The 15,703-nt window shown below is 67.8% G+C and carries 17 protein-coding genes; 13 read left to right on the forward strand and 4 right to left on the reverse strand.

Annotation, left to right across the window (positions count from 1 at the left end):
- The first annotated feature begins 19 nt into the window (after nucleotides 1-19).
- From ACFVVI_RS02940 to ACFVVI_RS02960, 5 genes are all read left to right on the forward strand, one after another.
- Nucleotides 20-466: an acyl-CoA thioesterase gene (locus ACFVVI_RS02940; protein ID WP_378988971.1), complete on the forward strand. Its 447-nt coding sequence runs from the start codon at nucleotides 20-22 to the stop codon at nucleotides 464-466.
- Between the two features lie 80 nt (nucleotides 467-546).
- Nucleotides 547-1,116, forward strand: coding sequence for a crossover junction endodeoxyribonuclease RuvC (gene ruvC, locus ACFVVI_RS02945; RefSeq protein WP_358111945.1), 570 nt, complete (start codon nucleotides 547-549; stop codon nucleotides 1,114-1,116).
- Complete coding sequence (ruvA, locus tag ACFVVI_RS02950; RefSeq protein ID WP_378988972.1) at nucleotides 1,113-1,712, forward strand: Holliday junction branch migration protein RuvA; 600 nt, start codon at nucleotides 1,113-1,115, stop codon at nucleotides 1,710-1,712. The genes ruvC and ruvA overlap by 4 nt, the downstream gene beginning before the upstream one ends.
- A gap of 3 nt (nucleotides 1,713-1,715) precedes the next feature.
- Nucleotides 1,716-2,810: a Holliday junction branch migration DNA helicase RuvB gene (gene ruvB, locus ACFVVI_RS02955; RefSeq protein WP_378988973.1), complete on the forward strand. Its 1,095-nt coding sequence runs from the start codon at nucleotides 1,716-1,718 to the stop codon at nucleotides 2,808-2,810.
- A gap of 54 nt (nucleotides 2,811-2,864) precedes the next feature.
- On the forward strand, nucleotides 2,865-3,377 hold the full coding sequence (locus ACFVVI_RS02960) for a GtrA family protein (RefSeq protein ID WP_378626902.1): 513 nt from the start codon (nucleotides 2,865-2,867) through the stop codon (nucleotides 3,375-3,377).
- 186 nt (nucleotides 3,378-3,563) lie between these two features.
- On the opposite strand, the gene ACFVVI_RS02965 is transcribed toward ACFVVI_RS02960, so the two are convergent.
- Nucleotides 3,564-4,142: a DivIVA domain-containing protein gene (locus ACFVVI_RS02965; protein WP_378626903.1), complete on the reverse strand. Its 579-nt coding sequence runs from the start codon at nucleotides 4,140-4,142 to the stop codon at nucleotides 3,564-3,566.
- A gap of 36 nt (nucleotides 4,143-4,178) precedes the next feature.
- The gene (locus tag ACFVVI_RS02970) at nucleotides 4,179-4,808 is read right to left on the reverse strand and encodes a TetR/AcrR family transcriptional regulator (protein WP_378988974.1); all 630 of its coding nucleotides are present in this window, start codon (nucleotides 4,806-4,808) and stop codon (nucleotides 4,179-4,181) included.
- An 82-nt stretch (nucleotides 4,809-4,890) separates the two neighbouring features.
- Between ACFVVI_RS02970 and ACFVVI_RS02975 the strand changes: the two genes are divergently transcribed.
- From ACFVVI_RS02975 to ACFVVI_RS03000, 6 genes are all read left to right on the forward strand, one after another.
- A complete protein-coding gene (locus ACFVVI_RS02975; protein ID WP_378988975.1) occupies nucleotides 4,891-6,381 on the forward strand; it encodes a flavin-containing monooxygenase in 1,491 nt (496 codons plus the stop codon).
- Nucleotides 6,382-6,524: 143 nt separating this feature from the next.
- Nucleotides 6,525-6,866, forward strand: a complete 342-nt coding sequence (gene yajC, locus ACFVVI_RS02980; protein ID WP_378988976.1) for a preprotein translocase subunit YajC — start codon at nucleotides 6,525-6,527, stop codon at nucleotides 6,864-6,866.
- A gap of 98 nt (nucleotides 6,867-6,964) precedes the next feature.
- A complete protein-coding gene (secD, locus tag ACFVVI_RS02985) occupies nucleotides 6,965-8,662 on the forward strand; it encodes a protein translocase subunit SecD (protein WP_387442773.1) in 1,698 nt (565 codons plus the stop codon).
- On the forward strand, nucleotides 8,659-9,837 hold the full coding sequence (gene secF, locus ACFVVI_RS02990) for a protein translocase subunit SecF (protein WP_378988978.1): 1,179 nt from the start codon (nucleotides 8,659-8,661) through the stop codon (nucleotides 9,835-9,837). The genes secD and secF overlap by 4 nt, the downstream gene beginning before the upstream one ends.
- A 25-nt stretch (nucleotides 9,838-9,862) precedes the next feature.
- A complete protein-coding gene (locus ACFVVI_RS02995) occupies nucleotides 9,863-11,575 on the forward strand; it encodes an ABC transporter substrate-binding protein (protein ID WP_387442775.1) in 1,713 nt (570 codons plus the stop codon).
- Nucleotides 11,576-11,598: 23 nt separating this feature from the next.
- On the forward strand, nucleotides 11,599-12,171 hold the full coding sequence (locus ACFVVI_RS03000; RefSeq protein WP_378626917.1) for an adenine phosphoribosyltransferase: 573 nt from the start codon (nucleotides 11,599-11,601) through the stop codon (nucleotides 12,169-12,171).
- Between the two features lies 1 nt (nucleotide 12,172).
- On the opposite strand, the gene ACFVVI_RS03005 is transcribed toward ACFVVI_RS03000, so the two are convergent.
- On the reverse strand, nucleotides 12,173-12,781 hold the full coding sequence (locus ACFVVI_RS03005) for a GNAT family N-acetyltransferase (RefSeq protein WP_378988980.1): 609 nt from the start codon (nucleotides 12,779-12,781) through the stop codon (nucleotides 12,173-12,175).
- Nucleotides 12,782-13,014: 233 nt separating this feature from the next.
- Between ACFVVI_RS03005 and ACFVVI_RS03010 the strand changes: the two genes are divergently transcribed.
- The gene (locus ACFVVI_RS03010) at nucleotides 13,015-14,685 is read left to right on the forward strand and encodes an ABC-F family ATP-binding cassette domain-containing protein (protein WP_378988981.1); all 1,671 of its coding nucleotides are present in this window, start codon (nucleotides 13,015-13,017) and stop codon (nucleotides 14,683-14,685) included.
- Here the strand turns inward: ACFVVI_RS03010 and ACFVVI_RS03015 are convergent.
- A complete protein-coding gene (locus ACFVVI_RS03015) occupies nucleotides 14,603-15,046 on the reverse strand; it encodes a nuclear transport factor 2 family protein (RefSeq protein WP_378626922.1) in 444 nt (147 codons plus the stop codon). The genes ACFVVI_RS03010 and ACFVVI_RS03015 overlap by 83 nt on opposite strands.
- 92 nt (nucleotides 15,047-15,138) lie before the next feature.
- On the opposite strand from ACFVVI_RS03015, the gene ACFVVI_RS03020 reads away from it, so the two are divergent.
- Nucleotides 15,139-15,657 carry a winged helix-turn-helix transcriptional regulator gene (locus ACFVVI_RS03020; protein WP_387442779.1) on the forward strand — a complete coding sequence of 173 codons (519 nt, stop codon included), beginning with the start codon at nucleotides 15,139-15,141 and terminating at the stop codon, nucleotides 15,655-15,657.
- Nucleotides 15,658-15,703 lie beyond the last annotated feature (46 nt).

Consider the following 15,703-nt stretch of genomic DNA (forward strand, 5'->3'; position numbering starts at 1 on the left):
CGGTGGCACACTCGCGGGCATGGCGGAAACCACTGTGCCGTTTCGGGTTCGGATCCCGATTCGGGTGTCCGATCTCGACCCGCAACTGCACGTCACCGGCTCGGCGTATCAGCAATTCGCCGATCACGCGCGGTTCGCGTGCGTGACCGAGGCGGGAGTCTCGGTGCCCGGCCTCCTCGCGGCGGGGATGGGGCCGGTCAATCTCGAGCTGAACGTTCGCTATCTGCGGGAGTTGCGCGCGAACGACACGGTCGAGGTCGACTGCCGGTGGGAGTGGGGGCAGGGCAAGACCTATCGGGTGGAGCACACCCTCACCAGGGCGGACGGTGAGATCGCCGCGACGGTGTCGTATGTGAGTGGACTGCTCGACCTGCGGGCGCGCAAGCTGGTCGCGGATCCGGCGGGGGTCTGGGCCGAGCACGCCCGCGATCCGGCGTTGCTGGGGCTGCCGCCGCGACCGGCGTGAGGATCGTGTCGTTGGTCGGCCCGAACGCGGGGATGCTCTAGACTTTCGAACAACTGTTCGTGTCTTCGAAGGGGTGGCCGGTGCGGGTGATGGGCGTCGATCCGGGGCTTACCCGGTGCGGGCTCAGCATGGTCGACAGCGGACCGGGCCGGAAGGTGGTCGCCCTCGATGTGGGGGTGGTGCGGACCCCGCCCGACGCCGAGCTGGCGTTGCGGTTGATGGCCGTCGCGGATGCCGCCGAAGAGTGGATGGATACGCATCGGCCCGAAGCTGTCGCGATCGAGCGGGTGTTCGCCCAGCACAATGTGCGGACCGCGATGGGCACAGCGCAGGCCGGTGGGGTGATCGCGCTGGCCGCGGCGCGGCGCGGGATCCGGGTGGCGTTCCATACGCCCAGCGAGGTGAAAGCGGCCGTCACCGGCAACGGTACGGCGGACAAAGCGCAGGTCACCGCGATGGTGACGCGGATTCTCGGTTTGCGGGTCGCGCCGAAACCGGCCGATGCCGCCGACGCGCTCGCACTGGCGATCTGTCATTGTTGGCGGGCGCCGCTGATGGACCGGATGGCGGCCGCGCAGGCACAGGCGGACGAGGTCCGCCGCCGCTACGAACAACGGCTCGCCGAACAACGGAAGGTGGTGCGCGGGTGATCGCGTCGGTACGCGGGGAGGTGCTCGAGATCGCGCTCGATCACGTGGTGATCGAAGCAGCGGGCGTCGGGTACCGCCTCAACGCCACCCCGGCCACACTCGCCGGGCTGACCCGCGGCGAGCAGACCCGCCTGTACACGGCGATGATCGTGCGCGAGGACTCGATGACCCTGTTCGGGTTCGCCGACACCGAAGCGCGCGAACTGTTCGCGTTGTTGCAGACCGTCTCCGGCGTCGGCCCCCGCCTGGCGATGGCGGTGCTCGCCGTGCTCGAACCCGAAGCGCTGCGAAAGGCGTTGGCCGAGAGCAACGTCGCCGCGCTGACCAGGGTCCCCGGCATCGGCAAACGCGGCGCCGAGCGGATGGTCGTCGAACTGCGCGACAAGGTGAACCAGGTGGCCGTCCCCACCGGTCCGCCCGGTGCGCAAACGCCGAGTACCCCTGTGCGCGAGCAGGTTTCCGAAGCGCTCGTCGGCCTCGGGTTCCCGGCGAAGCAGGCCGAACAGGCCGTCGACACCGTCCTCGCCGACCAGCCAACCGCCACCACCTCGGTGGCGTTGCGCGCGGCGCTCGGCCTGCTCGGCAAGAACAGGTAGACCGTGGACGAAGACTTCGACACCTTCGCCGAGGCCGACGAATCCGATCTCACCGCCCGGTATCTCAGCACCGACGGCGAAGCCGAGACCGGCCTGCGTCCCACCTCGCTCGACGAGTTCATCGGCCAGCCCCGCGTGCGCGAACAGCTGGCACTGGTCCTGCGTGGCGCGCGTCAGCGCGGCGCCACCCCCGACCATGTCCTGCTGTCGGGACCGCCCGGCCTCGGCAAGACCAGCATGGCGATGATCATCGCCGGCGAACTCGGCACCGCCCTGCGCATCACCTCGGGACCCGCGCTGGAACGCGCGGGCGATCTCGCCGCCATGCTCTCCAACCTGGTCGAGGGCGATGTCCTGTTCATCGACGAGATCCACCGCATGGCCCGCCCGGCCGAGGAGATGCTGTACCTGGCGATGGAGGACTTCCGCGTCGACGTGGTCGTCGGCAAAGGTCCCGGCGCGACCTCGATCCCGCTCGACATCGCCCCGTTCACCCTGGTCGGCGCCACCACCCGCTCGGGCGCGCTCACGGGTCCGCTGCGTGATCGCTTCGGTTTCACCGGGCACATGGACTTCTACGACCCCGCCGAACTGTTGCAGATCCTCACCCGCTCGGCCCGGATTCTCGGAGTGCAGATCGACCACGACGCCGCCGCCGAGGTCGCCGGGCGCTCGCGGGGCACGCCGCGTATCGCCAACCGGCTGCTGCGCCGGGTGCGCGACTACGCCGAGGTCAGGGCGGACGGCATCATCACCCACCCCATCGCGATGGCGGCGCTCGAGGTCTACGACGTCGACGCGCTCGGCCTCGACCGGCTCGACCGCGCCGTCCTCGGTGCACTCGTGCGTGGATTCGGTGGGGGACCGGTGGGTGTATCGACCCTGGCCGTCGCCGTCGGCGAGGAAGCGGCCACCGTGGAAGAGGTCTGCGAACCCTTCCTGGTCCGCGCCGGGCTCGTCGCCCGCACACCCCGCGGCCGGGTGGCGACCGCGGGGGCCTGGGAACATCTCGGCCTGGTGCCGCCGCCCGACCTGGTCATCGGCGCCATCGAAGTGCGTGGTCGCGAACCGCAACCGAGCGCTGACCGCTTCGACTGAGCTAGCGCGCCTCCGGGCGGGCACGGCGCCGCAACGTCGTCTACTGTCGATTCGGTGGCAGTCCTAGAGGTGGTGCAACGACTCCCCGAGCCGTTGCGTTCCCTGCTCTTGAAGCATCGGGAACTTCTGAAATTCGCCGTGGTCGGTGCGATCACCTGGTTCATCGACACGGGCGTTGTGTACGCGGTGAAACTGACGGTGCTCGGCGACAAGCCGCTCACCGCACGCCTGCTCGGGGCGCTGATCGCGACCATCGCCTCCTATATCCTCAACCGCGAGTGGTCGTTCAACGCACGCGGCGGGCGCCAGCGCAGTCACGAAGCGGCCCTGTTCTTCGCGGTCAGCGCCTTGGGCATCGTGGTCACCATGATTCCGCAGGCGCTGTCGCTCTACGCGCTGAATCTGCGTGTGCCGCACGTGGATCCGACGGTGCAGATGGTCGCCAACTTCATCTCGGGACAGATCCTCGGCGTCCTGCTGGCCATGGCGTTCCGCTTCTGGGCCTTCCGCCGCTACGTCTTCCCCGACGACCTGCGCGAAGCCGAACTCCACAGCATCCAGGGATAACGCAACCGGCGGCAATCCCTACCGCTCGTGCCGGTCCGAGAACCCCGCGGCGCCAGCCGCCAAAATTACTGTTGGTTCTCGGCCGCCTCGATCTGGACTGAGTGGAGGGTGCGACGAAGGAGTGCCCGGAGGGAGGGAAGATCGAGGCCTTCGGGCCGAGAACCCCCGCGGCGCCAGCCGCCAAAACTACTGACGGCGCTCGGGGTGTTCCAGTGCGGTGATCACCAGGTCGATGAAGGCGTCGACTTCTTCGCGGGCGTAGCCGCGGGTACCGAGGCGGGTGTCGGTGAAGCGGACGCCGCGCACATCGGCGGTGGTGAGGCTGCCGGGGCCGTTGTGGGCCAGGGTCGCCGCGACCAGGTCGAGGAAGGCGTCGACCTCTTCCTCGTGGTAGCCGCGCCTGCCGACGGCGGACTGGGTGAACCGCATGCGGTGCACATCGTCGGGAGTGAGCATCTCGGCGACATCGTCGCCCGCGCGCGCCGCCGGAACGGGGGCGCCGCCCTTCTGGCGATGTTCGAGCTCGGTCCGCACCCGGTCGAGGAAGTCGTCGACCTGATCGGCCTGATATCCGCGACCGCCGAAGCGCGGTGCGCCGAAGTGCACGTGACGGATGTCGTCGGCGGTGAGCGCGCCCTGCCCGTCGAGGGTGGCCGACACCCGTTCCAGGAAGGCGTCGACCTCGTCTGCGTGGTAGCCGCGGTGCCCCAGGGTCGGCATGGCGAAGTGGGTGCGGCTCACATCGTCGGGCGTCACAGCGGTCATTGTCTCAGGATTGCCCTTCTATCCCACGGCTTTTCGTTATCGGGCAGCGGCGCGCACGCCATCGATGAACAGCCGCCGCACGGCGTGACTGTACACCGACATCGATGCCGGATCAGGGGTTCGCATCCCCGCCACCAGCCCGGCGACGATCATGCCGAGTGCCGCCTTGGCGGTATTGGCGGTATCGATATCGGCGCGCAGGTAGCCGACGCGCACACCGTGATCGAGGTAGCGCGCCATGAGGATCTCGGTGGCGTCGACGAGGCCGTACACCCGGTCGGTGAGCTCGTCGTCGATGCCGGTGGCGTGGAACAGCAACAGGTGCGCGGTGCGCGGATCGTCGAGCAGGACGCGGTTGAGTGAATCGCTGAGCCGGTCGATCAGTGCGGCGTATTCCTCGATGGTGGCGGCGCTTTCGGGCTCCATGTCGTTGTCGAGCGTGCCGAAGATGCGCCCGCTCACCTCGTCGATGACATGGTCGATGATGTCGCGCTTGTTCGCGAAGTAGCGGTAGAAGGTGCCGTGTCCGATGCCCAGACGCGTGGCGATATCGGCGATTCCGGTGGCGTGATAGCCCTTCTCGGCGAAGCAGTCGAACGCGGTATCGATGATCTCCCTGCGCAATTCGGCTTTGCGCTGGTCGATTCGCGAGGGTGGCTTCGTCACATTGACGATGTTACATTCGATGTAATCAGAATGACGTGTCATTCTGAGACTGGAGCATTCTCTCTCAGTGTGGAGGTTCGGCGTGGTACCTCAGTTCGACGCGGTCGTGGTCGGAGCGGGTTTCGGTGGCATCGGTGCCGGTATCGAGCTCGACCGGCTCGGGTTGCGCGATTTCGTCATCCTGGAACGGGAGGACGACCTGGGCGGCACCTGGCATGTGAACAGGTATCCGGGTCTGGCGGTCGACATCGCCTCGGTGACCTATTCCTATTCCTTCGAGCCGAATCCGCGCTGGACCCGCTTGTTCGCGCCCGGTGCCGAGCTGAAGAAATACGCCGAGCACGTGGCCGACAAATACGATCTGCGCAGGCGGATGCGGTTCGGCACCGTCGTCGACGGTGCGCGCTGGGACGCGGAGCACCAGCAGTGGGTGGTGACGATCGCCGGCGGTGAGACGCTGACCGCGCGCTATCTGCTCGCGGCGACAGGGTTCCTGTCCCAGCCCTACACGCCGCCGTTCCCCGGCATCGAGTCCTTCGCGGGCAAGATCATCCACACCACCGACTGGGACGCCGATTACGACCTGACCGGTCGCAAGGCCGCCATCATCGGCACCGGCGCCACCGCGGTGCAGCTGGTGCCCGAGGTCGCGAAGAAGGTCGACGAGCTGACCGTGTTCCAGCGGACCCCGATCTGGGTGGTGCCCAAGGTCGACGCGCCGATTCCGGGGGTGGTGCGGGAACTGTTCGACAAGGTCCCGCTCACGCAGAAGGCGGCTCGGCTCGTCAACACCGGCATGCTCGAGGCGCTGATGGTCGTCGGCGTGCTGCACTACAAGCAGGCCAAACCGCTGAACCGGGCGGCCGCCGCGCTGGCCAAGGCGCACCTGTTCGCACAGGTGCGTGATCCCGGGACCCGGGAGAAGCTCACCCCGCACTACGACTTCGGCTGCAAGCGCCCGACGTTCTCCAACACCTACTTCAAGACGTTCAACCAACCGCACGTGCGGCTGGAGACGAACTCGATCGACCATGTGGAACCCGACGGCATCGTCACCGCCGACGGCCACAAAACCGAGATCGACACCTTGCTGCTGGCCACCGGCTTCAACCTCTGGGACGTGAACTTCCCGGCCATCGAGATCATCGGCCGCGACGGTGTGAACCTCGGAAAGTTCTGGCGCGACAACCGTTTTCAGGCATACGAGGGCATCACCGTACCCAAGTTCCCCAACTTCCTGAGTCTCAACAGTCCCTACTCCTACAGCGGGCTGTCGTACTTCACCACCATCGAAGCCCAGATGAAGCACATGGGCAGGTTGTTCGCCGAGCTGTTCCGTCGTGGCGAGCAGACCTTCGAGGTCACCGAAGAAGCCAACGCGGAATTCCTCGACCGGATGACCGACAAGCTGGGTTCCTCGGTCTTCTACGGCGGTGACTGCTCATCCGCGCGCAGCTACTACTTCAACCAGCACGGGGAAGCGGCACTGCTGCGCCCGACCAGCACCGCCGCCGCGCACCGCGAGGCCGTCACCTTCCCCCTCGACGATTACACCTACGGCAGCATCGCCTGAACACTCTCGGCCCCGGTTCGCGCACCCGCGGACCGGGGCTGTTTCACGCGCGCGTCGGTGTCCGGTGTGTCGCCGCGGCGGGGAACTGGCAGACTGTCAGGCGTACTTGCACGTCCACCACTGACTAGGGACTGACTTCGACGATGGACTTCCTGTTTCCGCTGCTGATCCTGGCCCTGCTCGTGCCGATGTTCTTCGGTATCCGCAAACAGAAGCGGGAGGCCGAGAAGGTCTCGACGATGCAGGAGGCCTTGAAGGTCGGTGACGCTGTCGTCACCACCTCGGGTCTGTACGGCACCGTCGTCGACCTCGACGAGAACACCGTCGACCTGGAGATCGCCGAAGACGTGGTCACCACGTGGCTGCGCCAGGCGATCCGCGAGGTGCGCGCCGACGAGCAGACGGTCGAGGAGACCCCCGAGGTCACCGACGCCCCCGTCGAGGAAGTCGTGGAACAGACCGAGACCCGGCTGACCAAGGACTGACCAGTCCCTTTTCCCGCCCGGGCGCACTGGCGTTGCGGGCCGGGCACCGTTGTGCCCACCGATCCAGCCTCGACTTCCCGCCTAGGAGATGACCTGCTGTGCCACCTTCCCAAGGATCGGCGCATCCGTTCCGGCTGCTCGGCGTCTACGCCGCGCTGCTGGCCGTGATCTACGCGCTGGTGTTCTTCACCGGTGACCATTCCCCGTCGGCCAAGCTCGGCATCGACCTGCAGGGCGGTACCCGCGTCACGTTGACCGCGCGGACCCCCGACGGCAACAAGCCGAGCCAGGACAGCCTGAAGAAGGCGCAGGAGATCATCGAGAGCCGCGTCAACGGTCTCGGCGTCTCCGGCTCCGAGGTGGTCATCGACGGTGACAACCTGGTCATCACGGTGCCCGGTGAGGACAGCCAGCAGGCACGCGCGCTGGCCACCACCGCCAAGCTCTACATCCGCCCGGTGCTGTTCGCGACCGAGCCGCAGGCAGGCGGCGCGGCTCCGCCCGCGACCGGCACCGCGCCACCGGGTGGCACCGCGCCCCCGGCGGCCACGGAGACGCCGGCGCCCGTGCCCGGCGAGTCGACCCCGCCCGCCGAGGGCGCGACGACCCCGGCGCCGCAGTCGCGGGTGTTCCCCGCGCAGGCACCGCCGACGCCGACGCCGCCGCCCGGTGGGCTCACCACCCAGCAACAGCAGGCCAAGGAGATCGCCGACGCCAAGGCACTGCGTCAGAGCACCGATCAGCAGGTTCAGCAGGTCGCCGTGGCGGCCATGGACTGCACCAAGCCCGACCCGCTGACCGGTAACGACGACCCGGCCCTTCCCCTGGTCACCTGCTCGCAGGACGGCACCGAGGTGTTCCTGCTCGGCCCGAGCCGCATCGACGGCCAGGAGATCGCCGACGCGACCTCCGGCCTGAACTCCCAGCAGGCCCGGCACGAGGTGAACCTCGAGTTCAAGTCCTCCGGTGCCGATGCCTGGTCGAAGCTGACCGGTGAGTACGTCAACAAGCGGGTCGCGTTCGTGCTCGACTCGAAGGTCGTGAGCGCGCCGCAGGTGCAGCAGGGCCCGCAGCTGGGTGGTCGTACCTCGATCTCGGGCAGCTTCACCGCCGACAGCGCGGCCGAGCTGGCCAACACGCTGAAGTACGGTTCGCTGCCGCTGTCGTTCCAGACCTCCGAAGCGGAGACGGTCTCGGCGACGCTGGGCCTGTCCTCGCTGAAGGCGGGTCTGCTGGCCGGCGCCGTCGGCCTGATCGCGGTGCTGCTGTACTGCCTGCTCGTGTACCGGATGCTCGGCCTGCTGGCCGGGTTCTCGCTGATCGCGGCCGGTGTCGCGGTCTACGGCATCATCGTGCTGCTCGGGCGGTGGATCGGGTTCACCCTCGACCTCGCGGGTATCGCCGGTCTGATCATCGGTATCGGTTTGACGGCCGACTCGTTCGTGGTGTTCTTCGAACGCATCAAGGACGAGATGCGCGAAGGCCGCAGCTTCCGCTCGGCGGTGCCGCGCGGTTGGCAGCGAGCCCAGCGCACCAACCTGTCCGGTAAGACGGTCAGCTTGATCGCCTCGGTCGTGCTGTACCTGCTCGCCGCCGGTCAGGTGAAGGGCTTCGCCTTCACCCTCGGTGTCACCACAGTGCTCGACGTGATCGTGCTGTACCTGGTCACCGCACCGCTGCTGATGCTCGCCTCGCGATCGCCGTTCTGGGCCAAGCCGTCGGTGAACGGACTCGGCTCGGTTCATCAGATCGCCAGGGAACGCGGCCAGGCCAGGTCGAAGGAGATGTCACGATGAGCAACGACAAACCCACCGAGGAATCGGTGAACCTGGACTCCTACGAGCCCACGCAGGGCCCCAAGCACGGGTTCTTCGAACGTCTCTACACCGGCACCGGCGGCTTCCCCATCGTCAGCAGGCGCAAGTTCTTCTACGCGCTGTCGGCGGTGCTGCTGCTGATCTCGCTGCTCAGCATCGGGGTGCGCGGTTTCACGCTCGGTATCGACTTCGAGGGCGGTTCGCGTATCCAGATCCCCGCGGCCGAGGGCGTCACCACCCAGGAGGTGGAAGACGTCTACTCGCAGGCGCTCGGCCACGGACCGGTATCGGTGCAGAAGGTCGGCTCCGGGGACGCGGCCACCATCCAGGTGCGTTCGGAAACGCTAGACCTGGAACAGATCGACCAGCTCCAGACCGCGCTCTACGACGAATTCCAGCCCAAGGACTCGTCCGGGCAGGTGAGCCGCAACGCCATCAGCATCGCCGAGATCAGCGAAACCTGGGGCGGGCAGATCACCCAGAAGGCGCTGATCGCGCTGGCGGTGTTCGTGTTGTTGACGATGGTCTACATCGCCATCCGCTTCGAACGGGACATGTCCGTCGCGGCGATCGTGTCGCTGTTCTTCAACCTGTTCGTGACGGCGGGTATCTACTCGCTGGTCGGGTTCGAGGTGACACCGGCCGCGGTGATCGGTCTGCTCACGATTCTGGGCTACGTGCTCTATGACAACGTGGTGGTCTTCGACAAGGTCGAGGAGAACACCCGTGGCGTGCTGCACCTGAACAAACGCACCTACGCCGAACAGGCCAACCTGGCCGCCAACCAGACGCTGATGCGCTCGATCAGCACTACCGTGATCGGCATCCTGCCGATCATCGGCATGCTGGTGATCGCGGTGTGGTTGCTCGGGGTCGGCACGCTCAAGGACCTCGCGCTGGTGCAGCTGGTCGGCATGATCGTCGGCGCCTACTCCTCGATCTTCCTCGCCGTGCCGGTGCTGGTCTCGATCAAGGAACGCTGGGGTCCGGTGGCCGCGCACACCAAGAAGGTCCTGGACAAGCGCGCCGGTGTCGGTGCGGGCGCTCGGGTTCCGGTGGGCGCGACGGCTGCCCGTGGCGCACGACCGACCGGCAGCGGTGCGCCGCGGCCGGGGTCACGTCCGAGTGGGAAGCGGCAGCAGAGAAGGCACTGACGACCGACTAGCAGGGGGTCTCATCATGCGACGCAGCACGATTCGACTGATCACCGTGCTCGCCACGGCGGCTGTGACCACCTCCGTGGTGGCCGGGTGCTCGACCAAGAACCAGGTGCCCTCCATCGGGTACGCGGTCGACGCCGCGGTCGCCAGCTACAACGGCGCGAGCACGCTCGGCGCGAGCAGCGGCGCGGCGGCGGTGTTCGGCCGGGTGCTGACCGGGTTCTTCTACACCGGACCCGACGGCCAGCAGGTGGCCGACACCGACGTCGGCACGGCCAAGGAAGTGCCGGGCGAGACGCAGACGGTGCAGTACCGGCTCAACCCGGACGGGGTGTACTCCGACGGGGTGAAGACCTCCTGCGACGATCTGGTGCTGGCGTGGTCGGCGCGCTCGGGCAAGTTCACCCGCCCCGGCGACCGTGGGCCCGTCTCGTTGTTCGACGCCGCGAGCACCGTGGGCTACGACGAGATCGAACGGATCGACTGTCAGCCCGGATCCAAGGACGCCACCGTGGTGTTCCGGCCGGGCAAGCACTACCTGCCGTGGCGGACGCTGTTCACCGCGGCCGAGGTGATGCCTGCCCATGTGGTGGCGCAGGCGGTGGGTGTGCCGAACGTGGTGAACGCCCTGCAGACCGGCGACGGTGCGGTGATCGGCCGGATCGCCGACTTCTGGAACACCGGCTGGACCGTGAAGGCCGGGGCGCTCGACCTGACGAAGTTCCCGTCGTCGGGGCCGTATCGGATCGAATCCTTCAGCGCGAAGGACGGTCTGGTGCTGGTCGCCAATGAGAAGTGGTGGGGTGACGCGCCCGAGACGAAGCGGATCGTGGTGTGGCCCAAGGGCACCGACTTCGCCGCCAAGGCGAAGGAGAACGCGCTCGGGGTCGTCGATCTCGGGGCCGGGTCGGTCGCGGATCTGAAGCTCGACGGTTTCGACGAGCGGACGGTGGCGAGCCGTAGCGCCGAGCAGCTCGTGCTCGCCACCGGTGGGGTGTTCTCACGGGTGGAGGTGCGCCGGGCGTTCGCACAGTGTGTGCCGCGCCAGGCACTGTTCGACACGCTGGGTAAAGCGGGTGAGCCCGCGCCGCACGGCCTCGGCGCGGGAGTGCTGAACGCCCATGTGGTACAGCAGGATTCGCTGTACTACCCCGCGGTGACCGGAGGTGCCGACCGGTATCGCGGCGCCGACATCCCCGCGGCCACCGCGACGTTGGCGTCCTCCGGCACGGCGCAGCCGACGGTGCGGATCGGGTATCAGGGTCCCGATGCCCGCCGCGCGCAGACCGTGGCGATGATCGCCGAGACCTGCCGCGGCGCGGGCATCACCGTGGTCGACGCGGGTTCGCCCGACTTCACCCCGGTGAAGCTCCCCGAGGGCGCGGTCGACGCGGTCCTCGGCGGAACCGGCGCGGTGCCGGGGCCCGCGGGATCGAGCGAGGGCGCTGCCGCGTTCGCCGCGTTGCGGGCAGGTAGCGGCCTCGATTTCGGTGGCTTCGCTAACGGTCGCTACGATGCGATCACCGATCAGCTTGCGGGCGAAGCCAACTCGACCGCGACGCTGAACCTGCTGACCGAGGCCGAGAACCTGCTGTGGGCGCAGCTACCGAGCATTCCGTTGTTCGCGACGCCGCGCATCATCGCGTTCGGTAACGGGATGCAGAACGGGATCGCCGGGCCGACACAGGCCGGTACCGGCTGGAACATGGATCGCTGGGTGTTGCAGCGATGAGCGCACGTGATGAAAGAGGGTTGATGAGCAAGCACGCGGTGGTCGAGTCCGACGATCAGGCCAGTGAGCGCACCGCCGAGGCGGCCGCCGCGGTCACCCGGCTGACCCGCTGGCACGACGACTTCCCCACGCCGGGTGTGCGTTTCGCCGATCTCACTCCCGTGTTCGCCGACGCCGTGGGCTTCCGCGCGGTCATCGACTGCTTCGCCGCCATCGCCCCCGACGCCGACCTCGTGGCAGGCGTCGACGCGCGTGGCTTCCTGCTCGGAGCGGGCGTCGCCGCGACGCTCGGCACCGGCGTGCTCGCCATCCGCAAGGGCGGCAAGCTCCCGCCGCCGGTCGTCTCACGCGAGTACAAGCTCGAATACGGTTCCGCCGCACTGGAAATCCCCGCCGACGGTGTCGACCTCGAGGGCAAGCGGATTCTGCTGCTCGACGACGTCCTCGCCACCGGCGGCACTCTCGCCGCCGCGGCCGCCCTGTTCAAGGAGGTCGGCGCCGAGGTGGTGGCCGCCGCCGTGGTGATGGAACTCGAGTTCCTGAAGGGCCGCGAGCACCAGGGTGACTACCCGGTGAGCTCGATCGTCAAGATCTGACTCAGCGCGCTGCCCGCAGCATCGGCCACAGCATCGGGCCGCCCGGGACCTGCAATTCGCCGGTCACGACGAAGCCGAAGCGTTCGTAGTACGGGACGTTGACCGGGTTGCTCGATTCCAGATAGGCGACACCGTGCTCGGCGTCGACGCGGTCGAGCCGGCTGTGGAGCAGGGCGCTCCCGTAACCTCCGCCTCGGACATCGGGGGCGGAGCCGAGCATCGCCAGATACCAGTGTGGTTCGGTCGGATGGTTCTTCTTCAGCAGGTCACCCACCTGTTTGCCGGCCAGGGTGCGGCGGCCGAACGCGCGCCAGATACCGGGCAGCGTGCGAAGTTCGGTCAGGGGTGACGGGTTCTGACGGTGCGGTGGGGTCCACAGGGCCACGCCGCCCACCGTGTCGTCGGGGCGCAGCGCGAGGTCGGAGGCGTCCGCCGGTAGGAAGAGGTGGCGCGCCATCGTGGCGAAGAACCGGGGCAGGCCGGCGGCTCGCCGATCCGGATCCGGCAGGATCCAGCTCATCACCGGGTCGTGCTGGAACGCCGCGGCCAGCGTCTCGGCCACCGCGCCGACATCGTGCCGGGCCGCCTTGCGCACCACAATCGTCGCCATCGCACTCCTTCGATCCGGGTTCGCCCACGAGATGGCGACTCGCGTCCAGGCTAGCTTTTCCATGACGGGCCTCACAGGAGGAGAAAAGGGGTGGCGCGTCGGGGTAGCTCGGTGTTATCAATGAAGGGTCTTGTTCCCGGCGATCGGAGCCACGCGTTGATTTCTTGAGGTAGCGCTCTCGGACGGTCCGCATTCTGCGCACCGTGTTTCCGTCGCACCTCCAGGGGATCCGCATGACCTCTCTTTCCTTGTCCGATCTCACCTTTCACTGGCCGGATGGCACCGCTGTCTTCGACGGGCTCGATGCTGTCGTCGGCCCCGGTCAGATCGGTCTCGTCGGTAGCAACGGGGCCGGCAAATCGACGCTGTTGCGGCTGGTCGCCGGTGAACTGAAGCCGGTGCGTGGGTCGATCTCCGTGCCGGGCAGTCTCGGCTATCTCCGGCAGGACCTGGGCATGCAGACCGGTCAGCGGGTGGACGCGGTGCTCGGTATCGCCGAGGTACGCGGCGCGCTGCACCGCATCGAGAGCGGCGCCGGCGAGCCCGCCGACTTCGACACGGTCGGCATGTCCTGGCAGATCGAGGACGAGGCTGTCGCACTGCTCGGCAAGCTCGGTCTCGACTACGTCGCCACCTCGGTCGACGACCTCGACCGCACCCTGGACACCCTCTCCGGTGGCGAAACCGTGCTGCTCGGCCTGGTCGCCGAACTACTGCGCGAACCCGACGTGCTGCTACTCGACGAACCGACCAACAACCTCGACGCGGTCGCCCGCGGGCGGCTCTACGAGGTGATCCGGCAGTTCGCGGGCACCGTGATCGTGGTCAGCCACGATCGCGAACTGCTCGATCGGATGGACGGCATCGCCGAACTGCGCGCGGGCGAAATCCGCTCCTTCGGCGGTGGTTTCAGTGACTACGAGCGGATCATCGCGGCCGAGCAGGAAACGGCGCGCGCCGCCGTTCGCGATGCGCGCAGCGATGTGCGCAAGCAGGCGCGCGAACTCGTCGACGCCCGAACGAAACTGGACCGGCGGGCGCGCTTCGCGCAGAAGATGCAGGACAACAAGCGGGTACCGAAAATCGTCGCGGGACTGCGCAAGAACGCCGCGGAGGTATCGGCGGGCAAACTGCGCAACTCCCATATCGACAAACTCGACTCTGCCCGCGAAACCCTTGATCAGGCCGAGGAATTGGTGCGCGCGGATCGGGAGATCCGCGTCGAGCTTCCCGGCACCCGACTGTATCCGGGACAGGATGTGCTCGACCTACAGCAGGTCGAGCTGGCCAACGGTCCGGTGGTCGACCTGCGCGTGAGCGGACCGGAGCGGATCGCGGTGACCGGCCGCAACGGCGCGGGCAAAACCACCCTGCTGCGTCGGATCGTCGCCGAGGGACCGAAGGTTTCGTGGCGGTTGTTGCCGCAGCGACTCGATGTCTTCGACGAAACGCGAACGGTGTTCGAGAATGTCGCCGCCGCGGCACCGCACGCGACACCGGAACAGATCCGCGGTCAGCTCGCGCGCTTCCTGTTCCGCGGCGCCGACGCCGACATCGCGGCCGCCGCCCTCTCGGGCGGTGAACGACTGCGCGCCGCCCTGGCCACCCTGCTGCTCGCCGAACCGGCTCCCCGGCTGCTGATGCTCGATGAGCCCACCAACAACCTCGACCTGCCCAGCCTGGCTCATCTGACCCAGGCACTGGCGAGTTTCGAGGGTGCGCTGATCGTGGTGAGCCACGACGAACGCTTCCTCGACGACATCGGGGTCACCCGCAGGCTCGAGCTCACCCCGGACGGCCTGGCCGAAGACGGTCCGGTGGCTACCGCCCAGAACTCGCGGCCCGGCGCACCGCTCCCGGATACCGGAGCAGATTCGGGCCCAACCACACCGCCACGGCGGTGAGCGCGAGCCAGGGGCGCAAGTGTGGGCGCATGCGCCGGATGCGGCCGTCGGAATCGAGGTCGAGCACCATCGCCTCGGTCATCCGGAAAGGCCCGAACCTCGCTTCGCCCAACAGGACTCGGGTGTCGCCGGTGCCGAGTGTGTCGGTCCATCGCAGATCGCTGACCGCGCGATAGACGAGGGTGAGCAACGGGGCGAGGTCGGTTCGGCCACGGAAGACGAGCCGCCCCGACACCGGTGAGATGAGCTCGGCATCGTCGGTCAAGGTGTCGAGCAGGGCGGGGATGTCGTTGTCGGTGGTCGCGCGCCGGAATCGGGCGACCGAATCGGTGGACACCGGATCGGCAAGGGCGTCGGGCATGGGAAATACACCTTCCTCTGTGGCGAATCCTTCAGGTGCCTCCCGACCGTAACCAGCTGACTTGCAAAAAGCAATGGACTACCCTGAGTGCTATGGCAAAAGTGGACCTCGCCGATATCGCGTGCTCGATCGCCCGTACCGTCGGCATCGTGGGGGAGCGGTGGACTCCCCTGATCCTGCGCGACCTGTTCCTCGGCATCAGCCGCTTCGAGGACCTGCGTCGAGACCTCGGCATCGCGTCCAATGTGCTGACCGATCGTCTTCGTACCCTGTGCGACCACGAGATCGTGGAAACCAGGGTGTACCAGGAGAACCCGACCCGCACCGAGTACGTCCTCACCGACCGCGGTCGCGATCTCTACCCGATCCTGACCATGCTGCTGGCGTGGGGAGATCGCTGGCTCGCCGGTGAGGACGGGCCGCCGCTGTCGGTGGTTCACCGCGACTGCGGTCACGTGACCGAGGGTGTCGTCGTCTGTCGAGCCTGCGCCGCTCCGCTCACCTCGGACAATGTCACCTGGCATGCCGGTCCGGGCGGTAGGCCCGGTCCCGGTGCCGTTCTCGTCGCCTCGCGCTTGACGCCTCTGCCGGACGGCACTGCCTCCTGCTGATCGGCTCCGGCGAATTCGCCCCGGCGCCTTGACGATCGTTGTTTTA

It is taken from the genome of Nocardia sp. NPDC058114, from assembly GCF_042884695.1.
Taxonomy (GTDB): Bacteria; Actinomycetota; Actinomycetes; order Mycobacteriales; family Mycobacteriaceae; genus Nocardia.